The sequence below is a fragment of the Peloplasma aerotolerans genome, assembly GCF_030012175.1.
In the GTDB taxonomy this organism is placed as follows: domain Bacteria; phylum Bacillota_I; class Bacilli_A; order Acholeplasmatales; family Acholeplasmataceae; genus Peloplasma; species Peloplasma aerotolerans.
The window spans coordinates 1-15628 of the sequence record NZ_JASCXW010000004.1 but is presented as its reverse complement, the minus strand read 5'-3'; the positions used below and the strand labels follow the sequence as shown (position 1 = coordinate 15628).

At 29.7% G+C, this 15628-nt stretch carries 15 protein-coding genes; 6 read left to right on the top strand and 9 right to left on the bottom strand.

Annotation, left to right across the window (positions count from 1 at the left end; all coding sequences use genetic code 11):
* Positions 1 to 32: 32 nt before the first annotated feature.
* Genes QJ521_RS02220 through QJ521_RS02205 form a run of 4 tightly spaced genes read right to left on the bottom strand, consistent with a single transcriptional unit; the run spans position 33 to position 2236 of the window.
* Positions 33 to 854 carry a Lin1244/Lin1753 domain-containing protein gene (locus tag QJ521_RS02220; protein WP_282838783.1) on the bottom strand — a complete coding sequence of 274 codons (822 nt, stop codon included), beginning with the start codon at positions 852 to 854 and terminating at the stop codon, positions 33 to 35.
* On the bottom strand, positions 832 to 1050 hold the full coding sequence (locus tag QJ521_RS02215) for a helix-turn-helix domain-containing protein (protein ID WP_282838782.1): 219 nt from the start codon (positions 1048 to 1050) through the stop codon (positions 832 to 834). The genes QJ521_RS02220 and QJ521_RS02215 overlap by 23 nt, the downstream gene beginning before the upstream one ends.
* Entirely contained in the window at positions 1051 to 2001 is a 951-nt protein-coding gene (locus tag QJ521_RS02210) for a tyrosine-type recombinase/integrase (RefSeq protein WP_282838781.1), read from the bottom strand.
* On the bottom strand, positions 1994 to 2236 hold the full coding sequence (locus QJ521_RS02205) for a helix-turn-helix domain-containing protein (RefSeq protein WP_282838780.1): 243 nt from the start codon (positions 2234 to 2236) through the stop codon (positions 1994 to 1996). Before QJ521_RS02205 ends, QJ521_RS02210 begins: the two co-directional genes overlap by 8 nt.
* Before the next feature lie 737 nt (positions 2237 to 2973).
* Between QJ521_RS02205 and QJ521_RS02200 the strand changes: the two genes are divergently transcribed.
* From QJ521_RS02200 to QJ521_RS02190, 3 genes are all read left to right on the top strand, one after another.
* Positions 2974 to 3681 (top strand): helix-turn-helix transcriptional regulator, encoded by a 708-nt coding sequence (locus tag QJ521_RS02200; RefSeq protein WP_282838779.1) that lies wholly within the window; start codon positions 2974 to 2976, stop codon positions 3679 to 3681.
* A gap of 218 nt (positions 3682 to 3899) precedes the next feature.
* Positions 3900 to 5597: a recombinase family protein gene (locus QJ521_RS02195; RefSeq protein ID WP_282838778.1), complete on the top strand. Its 1698-nt coding sequence runs from the start codon at positions 3900 to 3902 to the stop codon at positions 5595 to 5597.
* Positions 5584 to 7215 (top strand): recombinase family protein, encoded by a 1632-nt coding sequence (locus QJ521_RS02190; RefSeq protein WP_282838777.1) that lies wholly within the window; start codon positions 5584 to 5586, stop codon positions 7213 to 7215. Before QJ521_RS02195 ends, QJ521_RS02190 begins: the two co-directional genes overlap by 14 nt.
* Here QJ521_RS02190 and QJ521_RS02185 read toward each other — a convergent pair.
* From QJ521_RS02185 to QJ521_RS02165, 5 genes are all read right to left on the bottom strand, one after another.
* Positions 7212 to 8390, bottom strand: coding sequence for an FRG domain-containing protein (locus QJ521_RS02185; protein WP_282838776.1), 1179 nt, complete (start codon positions 8388 to 8390; stop codon positions 7212 to 7214). The two genes, QJ521_RS02190 and QJ521_RS02185, sit on opposite strands and share 4 nt — an antisense overlap.
* Positions 8391 to 8414: 24 nt before the next feature.
* Complete coding sequence (locus tag QJ521_RS02180) at positions 8415 to 9584, bottom strand: hypothetical protein (RefSeq protein WP_282838775.1); 1170 nt, start codon at positions 9582 to 9584, stop codon at positions 8415 to 8417.
* 39 nt (positions 9585 to 9623) lie between these two features.
* The gene (locus tag QJ521_RS02175) at positions 9624 to 11468 is read right to left on the bottom strand and encodes a hypothetical protein (protein WP_282838774.1); all 1845 of its coding nucleotides are present in this window, start codon (positions 11466 to 11468) and stop codon (positions 9624 to 9626) included.
* A 115-nt stretch (positions 11469 to 11583) separates the two neighbouring features.
* Complete coding sequence (locus QJ521_RS02170) at positions 11584 to 11967, bottom strand: hypothetical protein (RefSeq protein ID WP_282838773.1); 384 nt, start codon at positions 11965 to 11967, stop codon at positions 11584 to 11586.
* Positions 11960 to 12394, bottom strand: coding sequence for a hypothetical protein (locus tag QJ521_RS02165; protein WP_282838772.1), 435 nt, complete (start codon positions 12392 to 12394; stop codon positions 11960 to 11962). The genes QJ521_RS02170 and QJ521_RS02165 overlap by 8 nt, the downstream gene beginning before the upstream one ends.
* 870 nt (positions 12395 to 13264) lie before the next feature.
* Between QJ521_RS02165 and QJ521_RS02160 the strand changes: the two genes are divergently transcribed.
* The 3 genes from QJ521_RS02160 to QJ521_RS02150 all read left to right on the top strand — a co-directional run bounded on the left by QJ521_RS02160 (position 13265) and on the right by QJ521_RS02150 (position 15353).
* The gene (locus QJ521_RS02160) at positions 13265 to 13456 is read left to right on the top strand and encodes a hypothetical protein (RefSeq protein ID WP_282838771.1); all 192 of its coding nucleotides are present in this window, start codon (positions 13265 to 13267) and stop codon (positions 13454 to 13456) included.
* A gap of 154 nt (positions 13457 to 13610) precedes the next feature.
* Positions 13611 to 14003 (top strand): hypothetical protein, encoded by a 393-nt coding sequence (locus QJ521_RS02155; protein WP_282838770.1) that lies wholly within the window; start codon positions 13611 to 13613, stop codon positions 14001 to 14003.
* Positions 14004 to 14672: 669 nt separating this feature from the next.
* The gene (locus tag QJ521_RS02150) at positions 14673 to 15353 is read left to right on the top strand and encodes a hypothetical protein (RefSeq protein ID WP_282838769.1); all 681 of its coding nucleotides are present in this window, start codon (positions 14673 to 14675) and stop codon (positions 15351 to 15353) included.
* The last annotated feature ends 275 nt before the right edge of the window (positions 15354 to 15628 follow it).

Genomic DNA, 15628 nt, shown 5'->3' with positions numbered 1-15628 from the left:
TACTTATCAAGACCACAATAACAATCATTAGTCTAAGAGGTTTTTTTTTGACTTTGCTCTTTTGTAAGTTCTTCTAACATTTCAACTATCGATTGTTTTGGTTGATAGGTTAATCTTTCGATATTTTCAAACATGGCTTTCTTAAAGAAACTAAACTTATCAATCACCTTTTTATCTTCTGATGTTTGTTTTTCATAATCTACAATATACTTGGTAATCTTTTGAATCATGGCGTAATCTTGTTTTGTGAGCACTTCGTCAAATAGCTCATCATACTTATAAGAATCAAGATTATGAGCTTCAATATAGCCATATTCAATCAGGGCATTGGTTAAATGATGTCTTTTAGGTGCATGCTCCCTAATATCATTTATTTGACGATCTTTTCTGATTTCTTTTTTAGTTTTCTTTTCAGGGTTGCTTGCTTCTGTCTTTTTTTCTTCTTCTTTAGTTTCATCAACATCTAATAACCAATAAGGGTATATTTCTTGTTGTTTCCGTTTTTTAGTCGCTAGTTTAAAAATCTCCTGGATCTCTATTGATGTGAAAACATCTTCTTTAAATAGCGCCTTATCAAACAGGTCAAGACTTACCAGTTCTTTAATGATATCTTGAAGCTTATGTTTACCACTGATATACTTAGCAGGAATAAACTTTAAAAGAAGATAAGATGCTGCATCTAAATCATATGCGACATAATAGCCTTTAGAATATATGTGACTTAATAACACCATATAGCTCATAAAGCCTAAAGGACCATATTTATAAATCAGTTTTGATACTCTAGCTTCGGTGAAGATATTCACATCGACGCTAAAGTAATCAAGACCTCTAATCCTCTCTCTTAACATCATTGTTTGCTTTTTTCTCTAGTTTGATAATGTAATCATTAACTGCTGCATAAGTAAACCGCCATTTATTACCGGCTTTAAATCCTTTTAAGACACCATCAGATAAATGTTTATAAATCGTTCTTGGTGAAACTTGTAAAAACTCTGCAACATCCCCTACACTATAAGCTTGTAGTTCATTATTATTTTCTTTAATCATTTAATTTTCCTCATTTCTTTGAAATAGTTCACTTGTTATTTTTAATACCGTATCATCATTTATTCTATTCAAATGATGCGCATAAATTAAGGTCGTTTCGATATTTGCATGTCTTAAGAGCTGTTGGGTTTGTTCTAGAGTAGATCCAGTTTGTAAAGATAAAGTCGCACAGGTATGTCTTAAAGAATGCACTGTAATTTTTGGTGAAGCTAGATCTGCTTTTTGTAATAATGCTTTAAGTGCACTTCTAATACCATCCGTACTTAACGCTTGATCATCATGATCATTATGATGAGAGATGAATAAAAACTTATTTTTGTCATTTCTTAAAAACAAATATTCTTTTATCGCATCTTTGACTGGTTTAGATAATTTAACAAATTGATCAGCACCATCTTTACCTTTACCTTGAACGTATAAAACATCTTGTTTTTGAATCTTTCCTAGGTCGCTTTTTTTAGTTCTTGCAACTTCAATGGTTCTAAGTCCTGTTGTTAACATGAGTAAAAGCATACAATAGTTTCTAAGTCCATAGATGGTTTTTGTATAAGCTTTAGATGTTTCAATTAAATGTCTTGCCTGATCGATACTTAACGCTTCTTTACGGTAACTCTTTTCGACCTTAGCACCTTTAATCCCTTCCGCGATATCTTCAACATAAGATTCATGATAATAGCTTTTATTGATATAGTTATGTCTTCTAAGCCATCTGTAAAGGCTTTTGATCACCACCATTTGTTTTTGAATGGTGGTTGCTTTTAAGCCTTCATCTCTCATCGAATCTCGATACTTGATCACATCAGATCGTTTAGCATATTTGATGTTATATCTTTTAAGATAATCAATATAACGATTAATGAGTAATTCATAATCTTTAACACTTTTTCTTTTTAAATCTAGGTCTTCTAAATAAGCATCCCTAGCTTCTTCTAATGGATGATATTTAATCATAATCTTTTAACACGCCCTTTTCTTTTTGATAGAGATACTCTAGGTGATAAAACTCATCTACTGTTACTTGATATGCTCTAGCAATTTTAACCATAAGCATAAAAGATGCTTTATCACCTTGATGCCCGTTTTCAATATTTAATAAATAATTGTAACTTATGCCAATATCATAAGCGATATCTTCTAATGTTTTTTGTAATGCTTTTCTACGCATTTTTAAATAAGATCTTTTCATAGTTTTATAAAACAGGCGCGCACGCGCTTTTATCTAAATTTATCAATTTATCTTTTTTCTTTCTCCTTTTTCTTTTTCTTTGTCTTTAATAGATAAAGACCTACTCATACTACTGTTTTCTTGATTTCATGAAATGCAAAAAAGTTGATTGTTCATCAACTAGTTAATTAAAGATTAGAATGTTTACGCCATCTCAAACCTATCGTCACTCATATAAAAACATAAGCAAACACATTTATTGAACACGGTATGTAAGATGCACTTCATAGACAAGACCTTATAGCTTTTGGTGAAGAACAAGGACGGTAGAAGACATCATATAGTATGTTGGTTAAACGGATAAGTAAAGGGTGAAAACTTCTGCTTTACTAACTAGCCATAAACGTTTGGCCTACTTCTATTCTAACAACCGAAAAATAGTATTTAGATTCTTTTTCAAAAAAATTATCATTTCATAAAATTTGTTAGAAACTGATATGAACTAATAGCATTATTTTTTTAGACATGTGTCAAAAACTGGGAAATTGAGGGTTCAAGTTTCCTACGTAGGGCATGAAAAGGCACGAGTTGCCTATCGATATGCCCGTATATGCCTTATGTTGAAAAATTTTTATATTTTCTAGGAATTTTTAGACAAATCATAAGTTTAAACTAGAAAACAAAAAAATGTTCTTAAATTTTCTAGGTATTATGATACAATAGCCATTGACAATTTAAGATCGTAGAGGACCTTCACCATGATTTATAAAGATAAGAAATATCTACCAATCGGTAGAATAGAAAGAGAAAAACATAAAATGACTGTCCCTCAAGTGGTTGAGGAATTAAAGAAAGCTAATATTCATGTCAATAAACAAACGCTCTATAATTATGAAAACGGATCAAATGATATGCCATTATCGATATTTATTGCTTTAGCTAATATTTACAATTGTGATTTTGATGATTTGATTTATCCGATCATTGTTGATCCAATTAAAGTTGAGCCTGTCCCATATGAAGTTTATGGCTATAATAAAGTTGATAAACTATACTTTAAAAATAAATATAAAAATTTATACTATCCAGATGCCAATCGTTTTGATGATATCGATCAAATGTATCATGTGATCTTTGATATTGATGATATTGATACTGGATTCTTGAAAAATACGCGTTTGATTTATCGTAAAACGGGTGATTTTAAATTTAAGATATCATCTTCTTATAACTACTATTTCATCAGTAAGATTGTAAAAATTGATGGTAAAGATATTACAAGGGGATTTTTCACTAAAGCTAAGTTCATTAAAAATAGTGTGACGCCTAGAATTGTACAATACTTTTATCATGGACAAGTTGAACATGTCGCTGAAAAACAGTTTTTAGAAATGGTTGAAGGTATTGTCGTTAAAGTTATCTATGATCGTCAGATGAAAAAAACTGAAGGTGCATTTTTTTATTAAAATACCAACAACTGTTGGTTGTGATAACCAAATATCTGATATATACTGATAGCGGTGAAGACAAAGAAAGCGGACAAGACCTATCCCTAGTGGATGGACATTGTTCACTTTCTTTTTTTATACTTCTTTTGACCCTTTAGTATCGCCAAAAAGACTTGCTATAAAGAAAGTTACTAGGTAATATACTCACTAATAAAAAGAAATAGGAGGTCTTCACCATGAGACAAATTGTAGAAATTATCGAACCAAAACCTAAATATAAAGACTTTATCACCAATCAAGTCATTAGAAAGAAAAAAGTAGCTGCTTATGCCAGAGTATCTACGGATGAAACAGACCAGCTTCATAGTTATCAAGCACAAATTGAAGAGTTCACACAAAGAATTAACAAAAATGATGAATGGGAATTTGCAGGCATGTACTGTGATGAAGGCATCACGGGAACGATGATGAGCAAAAGACCAGGATTCTTAAGTATGATTCAAGCAGCTGAAGATAGACATATTGATTTGATTTTAACAAAATCCATCTCAAGATTTTCACGTAATACTATTGATATCCTGACAGTCATACAAACCTTACGAAATATTGATGTTGAGATTTATTTTGAAAAAGAAAACTTATCTTCTCTAGACCCAAAGATCGATTTTATTCTAACGGTTATGTCTTCTATGGCTCAAGAGGAATCAAGATCGATTAGCGAAAACACCAAATGGGGCATTCAAAAACGTTTTGAACAAGGCAAGCTCATCATGAATACTAACCGCTTCTTAGGATATGACAAAGATACAGAAGGTACCTTAATCATCAACGAGGAACAAGCTAAAACGGTAAGATACATCTTTCATAAGTATCTAAATGGTATGAGTGTTACAAGTCTTGCTAGACATTTAACTGATGAAAAAATAAAAAATGGATTAGGTCGCGTGAACTGGTATGCAGATACCGTTAAAGAAATATTGATGAATGAGAAGTATGCTGGCGATTTGATGCTTCAAAAAACAGTGACCATTGATTATTTAACGCATCAAGCCGTGATCAATGATGGCCATGCAACGAAATACTATATTAAAAATGCACATGAACCCATCATTAATCGTGAAACATTTGATATCGTCCAAACGATGATTCATGCAAGAGATGTGATTTTAGCTGAAGACTCTAAAGAAAGGTTTAAGCATCTTGCACAAAAGCCAATGAAAGGTTTGGTCTACTGTTCTAGATGTCACCGTATCTATAATTCTAAGATGCACAATTCAGGAACAACATTTAAAAAGAGTATGCTTAAATGTCATACCTCAAGAAATAACCCTCATGACTGTGATAATCCATCCATACATGAACCTTTATTAGAACGTGCAACACTTCATGTCATTGAAAGACTTACACAAACCAAAGATATGCAAAAATCGATTATGGATTATATGAAAGAAACTTTAGAACAAACCAATTCACATGAACCATTAAAAGCACTCAAACAAGAAAATGTTGAAATCGGTAATCAGATTAAAGCACTTTCTAAAAACCAGCTTCACAGTAATATGACGGACTTAGAATATAAAAATGAATTCAAGCGTTTAGAACAAAATTTAAAAGAAACCGAACGAAACATAGAAAACCTAACCAATCAAATCAAAAAGGAACACCTTATGCGTAGACGTTATTATGCATTAGAATCGTTTATACAAACGAACTTTCAAGATTTAACCATCATAAAGAGTTTCTTTGGTTTAGTTCTTATGATGGGTAAAAATCATGTGAGATACGTAATTGACGATACATTCTCAACCATTGATGACTTACATCATCAAATCGATACGATAAAGAAAAGACCTTCTATTTTAGAAGGCACATATTTTGATTACAAAACAAAAGAAAACATATACTACGAGGTGACAATCCATGAAGGAAATTAAAGTCATAGAAAAAAATAGCGTTAAATATGCACAAACAAGATTGAAACGCGTTGCAGCTTATGCGCGCGTTTCAACAAAACTAGAAATGCAACAATCATCGATTGATTTACAAATTAAACATTATGCCAAAGAAATTATTTTTAATCCTAATTATATCTTTGCAGGCATTTATGCGGACCATGGCAAATCAGGAAGATCCATGGATAAAAGAGATGGCCTGCAAAAATTACTGAAAAAAATTAGAGCAGGACATATTGATTTAGTTTTAGTTAAGTCTTTATCGAGGTTTGCTAGAAATACTGTAGATTCACTTAAAATCATTCAAGAAACACGAAGATTAGGTGTTGAGTTCTACTTTGAAAAAGAGGGTATCTATAGTTCAGATACTACTGTTGATATGATTTTATCGATGATGTCAGGTATGGCTGAACAAGAATCACAATCCATGGGACAAAACATTAGTTGGGGATTTCAAAAGCGCGCACAAAAAGGACAAGTTGTACTTCATAAACTTCTTGGTTATGCTATCACTGAAGATAAACAATATAAACCTATGCCTAAGATAACTCACATCATTCAGACTTTGTTTAAGATGAAACTTAATGGATCAGAAATGTCTGAACTCATAGCCTACGCAAAGTCACAAGATTTAAAATCAACTAAAGGATATCCGATTACTACTTATCAACAAATTAATAGTATCTTAAAAGATATTAGATATACCGGTACTATTGAATATGGTAAAACATATATGAAACATGATGGACATGGAAAAAGAACTATCATCAATGATGGCGATAAACCGAAATACGTCATAAGAAATCATCATGAAGCTATGATTGATCATGATACGTTTCAAAATGTTCAATCATTAATGATCAAAGAAAAAAGGACCTATGATAAAAATACAAGTATACCAAATGTACTAAGTGACTTTGTTTTTGATTTAGATAGTTATAAAACATATTATAGACCTCTTGATAAGGGTATTGAGATGATCGATAATATGCTTGATCCTAAGTATTTAAATAATCCCCATTTTCCAAAGAGTATGAGTAAAACGGTTATCCACATTCTCAAACGAAGTTTAAACGCCTTAGGTCGCAAATTTAGCGACTTAGAACCAAAGTTTGACAAACGTGTTCAGCAGTTATTGTCTATAGATAAGATAGATGAACAACTAAATAACATAGGTTATATCATTAAGACCTATAAAGATAAATATTACACATTAAAAAGAAAAGATCATAGAGATGCAGCTGAGCTTGCGATGCTTAAAGATTTGGAAGATGAGATAATTAAATTCAGTATTGATTATATTAATATTGAAGATGAAAAGATCAAGCATGATCATACATTAAGACATGCAAAAAATCTTAAACAAAGGATTCAATCATTTGAATATCCTTTAGATTCATTAACACCTGAGATGCTTCTAAGTTATGTTAAACAGCTTGTTAGAGTTGATGAACAAAACTATGTGTTAGTGATTAATGCAACTGGTGATATGGTATCACCATATAAAATTAAAAAAGCAATGACAGAAAAGCCATTGCTAGAAGGTGATTGTAAAATGCATCAATCTAGGCAGTTTGATTGGAAGATAGTAATACTTTAACTAGCAAAATACTCATATGGATTCATCATATAAATATATTGATATGCTTCATTTTTTGAATTAGCTAATAAATTTCTTATGTCTTGCTTATCTTTTAAAGTGATTCGAACCTTAACAAACCGATCAACTATATGGCTTGGCAATAGTAATTTATTCCCAACGATAATAAAATTATCAAATAGAGTAAATACACCTTTTTGATATTTCATTCTATCATTTGTTTTAATATCAATTAGATATATCTTCCCGGCACTTTGGCTACTAATAAAATCCAACCATAACTGATGTTTTAATAGTGAGGATGCATAAATTTTGTCATTAATTAAAAGAACATTGTAATCTTGTATTATTTTATCTGCTTGATATTCGTCTTTAATTACTTCATCATCATAAACCTCGATTTTATAAAAAGCAGAATCGTTCAAATTATAATCAGATATATTACTCTTGTTAGAAATAGCAAATGATTTAGCCACTATTTCTTTTTCAGTAAAGTCTAGGAACGGACTATAGGCTACGGAATGCTGATAATACGCAAATCTTGAATATATACTTGTTTTCATACCGAATATATTATTATATTTATTAGTTAATCCATATCCATCATATTTCTTAACAAGAAAATTATAATCAATATCGATAATGTTCTTATCTATATTTCTAAAAAAACTTGGGGTTAACTCCCATTCATAGTTTGTTTGTCCACGAAACCACTGGTTCGTATTTAGAGTATTTCTTAATTCGTTATTCATACCGTAACTTTGATATTCTTTGTATGATAATTTTCTAAATTTAATTGCATCGTTAATTATAGAGACTGTATGAATCCATAACAGTCTTTGTTTAATTTGTCGATTACTTGTTTCATTACTCTCAAAAGATCTCATCAGCATTCTTAACTCATCATTATTGGTATCTAGAAGTTTATGCATCGTACTATAAATTTCTTTACTTTCATCGTCATCATCATTTAAAGTTTTTCTACATTCATCAATTAGATTTTTAGAAATTTGATCGATGTAATTAAAGTAGTATTTATTTAAATTAAAAGCAGTTTTATTATCTTTGATTTCTGATTCCTTAAACTTATCTAACACGAAATTAGCAGCAAAAGTCTTTTTCAAATCGGTTTTTAAATGTTTCAGAATATTCATAAATTCACTTTTTGATATCATATGACATCTCCTTGCTTATGATACTTACCATAAAAACGGCCTATCAATTATGTTTCTATTTGTAAAAAACACACTATGGTTGATTAGTATAGAATTTAGTCCATTTATTACAACTAATTCTTTAAATTCATAATAAATTTGAGGGTTTCCCTTATAGTTGAGTTCATATTTGTCAAATGCCAGATTTTTATCCTGATCAATCACTTTCAGTTTTATCTTTAATTTTCCACTGTACCCTTCAGCTAATGGTTGTTCAATATTTTTGAGTTTTAAAACTTCCATATTGCTTTTAACATTTTTTTCAGAAAAATTAATTTCGTCTAATTTAATTCCTTCAATGGAGGATTTGATTACAGATTCACTAATCGAAAAGCCACCTCTGATGTTTTGATTAAAATGCACCTCAAATATCATAGCACAAATATCAAATAAATCTATATATGCATCATACAACATGCTCATGTCATAATTATCAAAAGGTAGTATCATTTTTCCTTTTGAATGGAACAATTTATTCCTTATTTTAGTATAGTGATTTTTTATAAAATGTTTCTTTATTCCCTCTGAATAAACCAACGGATTCTTTGACTTAATGTTTGCATGTTCAAGGACATCTCCAAACCATTCATTTTCTTTATTTTTTGTGTGTGGACTATAAACATTAATAGCGGATTCAACTGATAAAAAAAGATATCTATATGCATCAAGTAGGCTATCAGATAACTGAGACATTCTAAGATATCTCACTGCAGGATAGTATGTTGCTTCAATTTTAGATTCAATTAAATTGCCATCTAAATCTCTAATCTCAAATTCTATGTTTGCATCAAATTTAAGATAATCTCTGGAATATATTTCTAAAGATCTGTGTTCTGGCGTATTAATCATATAAAATGACACTTGTTCTTTGGTGTCATAATCAATTGACATAGCAGGCTTTTTTATTAAACAAACTACGTCAAGAAATCTTTGAATTGCTTTGTAACCGGATTCGTAATATGCTTTTTTACTTTTTTTGGATCCATTTGTTGTGGCACAAATTGCATAATTATCTTTGAACGTTTTTACTGACCAAGTTAAATTTTCGATTTCTATATCACTAGAATAAGTAATATGGGACTTTTTCTTTAAAAAAAATAATATTGCTATTCTAAAATCTGAAATGTTAATGTTCATATTTCCAATTCTAATCATAGTAAATCACCAACTTTAATCATTTTATTAAAAGTCTGTTTAAACATTCTTATTTTTTTTAGGGAAAATAAATACTATAAATCCTATTAAAGATATAGCTGACGACAATGCCACACTAACACTCTCATCTAAAAATAAGTATGATATCTTATATAAGGCATAAAATACCGCTATAGAAATTATGAGCTTTATCAAAACAATACCAGATTTTTTTAACAATAGATTTCTTTTTTCATATTTAATTAATTTATTAGTCAAATCATCTATTTTCTGATCCTTCTCTTCTATTTCTTTTTCAGCAGCGATAACTTTGGCTTTGGATACTGTCTCGAAAATTTCATTGATCATACGTCTTTTTTCTGTTATATCAGCACTATCAATTTGATCAAGCATTTGACTTTCAATAAGTGCGTCTATATAAGGCTGTTGTAAACTTTCATCAGATTCATAAAAGTTCAAATGATCATTGATAATTAATCTAGTAATTTCTGATAAACGTTCTTCGGTTTTTATATCAACTTTTAACATCCTAATAAAGCTCATAAGTTCTGTAGTCGTTATTCTTCCGCCAAATCTTAAAATTATTGAATATAGTCTTGCTGGATGAAAAACCACTCTGAAATTTTCTTTACTATTATTATCAAAATGAATTAACTCGTAGTCAATTGTTAATAAATAGTAATCAACATTAGAAAAATCTTTAATTTCAATATTTTTTCTTAAGGCTAGCATATAGCAATAATTTTTTATATCATTTTCAATAAGTTTTTCTGTTTTCCTATTATGATATCTTAACTTTTTATACGAATTTATTTGAGTGTTAAGTTCTTCATCTGATATCAATGATTTATCAAATTTTGCTTCTAAATTGATATCAAACTTCGAAATTGTCTTTTTTAAGAGTGCGTTTATATATGTTGACAAACTAGTAATTCTTGCTCCGGGTTTATTCTTCTTCCAATCCAAATAATATTGGAAAATACTGTAATTATCCCTATCAAGTCTTTCAAAACTGTTAATAGTATATTTGTTAGAGTGCTGCATGTTTTCAACTATAAAAGCGATTTTTTGCTTTATGGTATCATCAAATTCTTTTTTTGTTAGAGTTGAAATTTTTATAATCATGCCTAGCTTTTTAAATCTCTTTAAAAAACCTTCTGTTCTATTAGCCAAATCTTCTCCATTCAAACCAATTAACCTAAACAAGACATTTGTATCTAAATATAGTGTTTTGTTTTTAAATGCATTTAAGTTAACTAAATCCTTTTTTACGCTTAAAATAGAAAACTCCAGTCCAGCTCCATATAGAGAATATAAAATATTGTTTTTTTGTTCATCTTCCCATTGTATGAAATCATTTACAATATCAGCATACTCTACTTTTCTAACTATACGGCCAACTTCAACTAGATCAATAGAAAAAAGTTTACTGTATTCGATTTCGCTTTCTATTAGCACATTATATAGAAATAAATAAATGGCTTCTGATATTTTATCAAGTTTATACAATTTTTTCTTTTTCTTATCTAGAATTTCAGTGTAAAACCTTTCAATCATTATATCTAATCCAATTGCGTCAATTTTGCCTTTTATTTCTTCTAGATAATTATCTGAAATTAAAATATTCTCAAGATCTTTATTACCATTTGCTGAGTAAATAGTATTGAACTCATTACAGCAGTCTAAAATCTCAGTTTGACTAAATGACATACAAACACCGTCATCGCTTGATAGGTAATCAATTATTTGATTAACAGATAAGTAACTTGAGTTTTTTGTAGCAAAAGTATAATCAATTAGTTTCTTTAAAACAAGATTAAATGATGTGCTATCTTCAATATTATGTAACAGCGCACCAACTCTTATCAAATCTAATTTATTCACATTAACCCTCCCATATAAAAAAATAAACCAAATACTTAATGTTCAGCATTTGGTGTGTGTTTATATATACTATACCAAAAATGATATATAAAATAAATCGTTTTTAGAATTTTTATTAAAAGATTGTACTTATTTCCCATGCTGTGTATACTGAACGGTAGCTACAATCCCATGTATCCAGTATGACTCCGTCAATACATGCTGTAATATGACCAGCCATTTTTAAGATGTATGTTCCTTTGGGATGTAATTCCGTAAAATCACTACCTTTAATTCGCGGCTCACCTTTAACTGGTTTAAATATCAGTCTTGGATAACCTCTTAAGTATTTATATAAGAACTGTGTATCTTTGTAACTCGAGAAACCGAGTTCTTTCTTCTTTCTATTAAGTTCTCTTCTAGCTTCTAAGTAATCTGTTCTAGTTGCAGTTGAGATTGCTCTAACCATGCAATCAGTGGTTTTAATACCTTTAGGATGCGCGTTAAATTCTTTAAACATTGTTCTGCCACCCTTCATTAAACCAATTGACTAATTCTTTGATTGATTCGGCACTAAACAGTGGTGTATCAAAATCATTTCTTTTACCATAGATTGTATACCGCTTCTCTTCTCTAAAACGGTTAATCGTTATTGTGAATAAGGTATCACCAGTTTCTATATCAGCTATTCTAAAATCATCATAAAGTGGTCCAGCAAGTGGGCAGTTATTTTTAAACCAAACATACATGTTATCAAGATTGAGTTTTCCGCCATCTTTAAATTGTTTAACGATGTTTCCCATACGTTTAGTTTTGTTTGCTAGACTTTCATCTTTACAAAACCAATCATACCAACCAGCTTTAATTTGTGTTTGTAAATCTTTTGAGTCGAATTCACCTTTGTTAAATGATTCGATCCACGTTCTTAAACTTTGTTCTTTACTCATAAGTCTATAGTCTCCTTATAATTTTTTTGGTTACTATATATATCGCTCTAAAGGATTATAATAGCAAGTCAATAATTTGACTATAGTGTGGTATTTTATGATCAATTATAACGAGCAAAGAAAAGACTGTTCTAAGTATTGGGACAAGGTCAAACAAGATTCTTATCATCATTTGTAATAGATTTTTGATTAAAATTTACAATTAAACATAAATGACTAATTATAACCACTTTTATATACTTAAGTTCCCACTCATTCTTTTCAAATCATATGAGGCTTAAAATCTTGAATGAGTATAAGATATATCAATGGAATTTCAACTTTTTATCTTTCAACTATGGCTCTATATAGAGCATAAGTATAAATCATGTTTGAAAATATACTTGGAATTGAAACCTAATGGTTAAAAACATTAAAAAAGACGAGTTTTTCACTCGTCTTAATGAATTATACAAAAATTGATGTAACAGATGTCAAGTGCTTCATAAGGATGACATAGTAACAGACAGTTCACTGACTAGGGACAAGGTGCAAAACACACTACGGCCGAAAAGTCAAGTATAAAATTATCATTTATTATCTTAGCTAAGCGCATAAGATGACACAGAAACGACATATAAAATACATCAGTTTCATAGTCTATCGTATAAGCACCAACATCTTGAGCACTCTATCTAAATGATCGATTTACAAAATAATCACAAAATAGTGTCATTAAGCATTTGAATTTACTTTTACCCTAAAAAACACCATGTCATTAACGTTTCAAAAATACTGACGTATCATTTTTATTAAAATGATGCTAAAAGCTCATAGTTTTTTATGCATGAACATGTTACAATAAACCAAGAAAATTTAAAGGAGCATTCCATGAGTCAAACACAATTTATAGCTGGCGTTATAGGTTTATTACCTAAAGATGCTATTCATGATCTTAAGAAGTTTTATGATCAGCAAATGTATCAATTTACTACAGAGAGTAATTACTTTAAAACAATTTCAAGATTAGCAGAAAAAAAGATGATCACAAAGGTTATGAGATCTCATTATTATATTCCCTAAAATAGATTCTGCCAGATTAACCCCTACTGCCTGGAAAGTAAGAGCATATATCTTAAAAGATACATCCAAGTATGTTGAAGTCGGTGATGCATTATACTTTAGAAAGAAAATCTCCTTAAAAACACCAGATGTCACATCATATTTTGTTAACGGTATGGATACTCAAACAAAATCCATTTTAAGTTTTAAGTTTACAAATATTAAAACACCATTAACCGATAATGTTAAAACACATATCGAATTATTAGATATCCTATCAAACTATGACAGTATGCCTTATGTTATTCATCATCGGTTTCTACAATTAATGGAATCATACAGCAACCAGTTTTGTGAAGATACTTTTAACATCATCCATAATGAATTTAAGTATAAGAAAAGAACGATTGCATTTTTATGTGAGGTTCTCGATCATTTTAAGATTACACATGATTTAAGAGGTTTGTTATCAGATGCTTCTACATATCATATACCAGATTGGAAAACGAATGGTTGTGAGTATATTCAATCAGCAAAGAAAGTATATAAAAACATACTTGGCCGATAATTTTTAACTTGGAATATAAAGAAGGATTCTCTATGTATAGTGGGTAAAACCACTTTTCTTATAAACTCAAAAATTAACATCAAATTAACCGGTTTAACTCGTATGAGTTCACACTCACTCATTTTGGTTGAATTTGCTTAATAATGTGTGAGTGAGCATAGGATATACATATAAACATTTCTGATTTTATTTTTAAACAATGGCTTAATATAAGCAACAACTCTATAATTCACTTAAAAATATGAATGAAAATGGACCCTATGAATAAAAGCCATTAAAAAAGACGAGTTTTTTACTCATTTTTATGATTAATGAAAATTTAAATGTAACAGATGTCATTGGTTGCAAAGATATGACATAGTAACAGACAGTTCTTGAACTAGGAACAGTGTGCCGAATCATAGACCACCCCAAAAGTCAAGTAAAAAATGACTTTTTTTCTCTTTATAAAGACGTTTAATGACTATGATTTTCATAACAAAATACATTGGTTTCATAGCGACAACATAACAAAGTACAGTTCTAAAAATCACATCGTCCATGCATGTTTTGGTAAATAACTAGTGTTTGATGTGTCAAGACGATATAGTATTTTACGTTTTACAGTCTTAAGACGGTTTTATTATTTTTCTTAATCTGCTATGATAATATGACAAGGAAGTGATCAACATGAACATAACAAGTGAAGTAAAAGAAATAATCCTGCAGCTGCCAAAGAATCAGCTGTTTAATTCAAGAGAAATTTACGAAAGATATTTTATAGATTTTTGTATGGAATCGACTTATTCTAAAATTATAAACCGCATGCAAAAAGATCAAACAATTTTCATGCTTCAAAAAGGTATCTTTTATCTTCCTAGATATCGAAATGGTAAACGCGTCAATATTAGGCAATATCAAATCAAATCATATATCTTCTCTGAAAACAACCATGGCGTTTTAGTAGGTGATGGATTATATTATCGATTAAAGTTATCTAAGATTATTGCAAAAGAGTATCTATATTATACAAATCGAATAGACGAGCTATCAAAGAAAATTGGTAACGCAAGATTCTTATTCTTGCCATTTGATTTTGATCCCACTACAACTTCTATCATTCAGCTCATGGATGTTCTTTGTGGTTTTCATAAAATAGCAAACATTGATTTAAACCAGTTTCATCAATTTTTAGATTCATCTGTTAAACTGTATGATGACATAGCATTTTATGAGATCCATAAATTTATGAAGTATCCAAAACATGTTATTGCATTTTTAAAAACCATACTCGATGATTTGAGTATTGATAATGTTCTCAATAAATTCCTTTCGACAAGAAGTAACTATAAGATTCCAGATTGGAAATAAGCGGAGTAGAAAATTTTGAGTCCATATAATTACTATCATCATTACACTAAAAAAATCGGAAACTTAAAAAGTGACCGATTTTTATTACGCTTGTTTGTATTTTGATACTTCTTATATTTTTTTGATATTAGTTTTCGTTACATATGTGTTGATTGATTTGAGACCGGTTCATTACATCCGTGTACTTTTTAAGACATCTTATCTTTTCTACAATGATATTCATTACAAATGAGTTAATTGACCTGAGACCAGTTCAATTACAAACGTATGCTTTT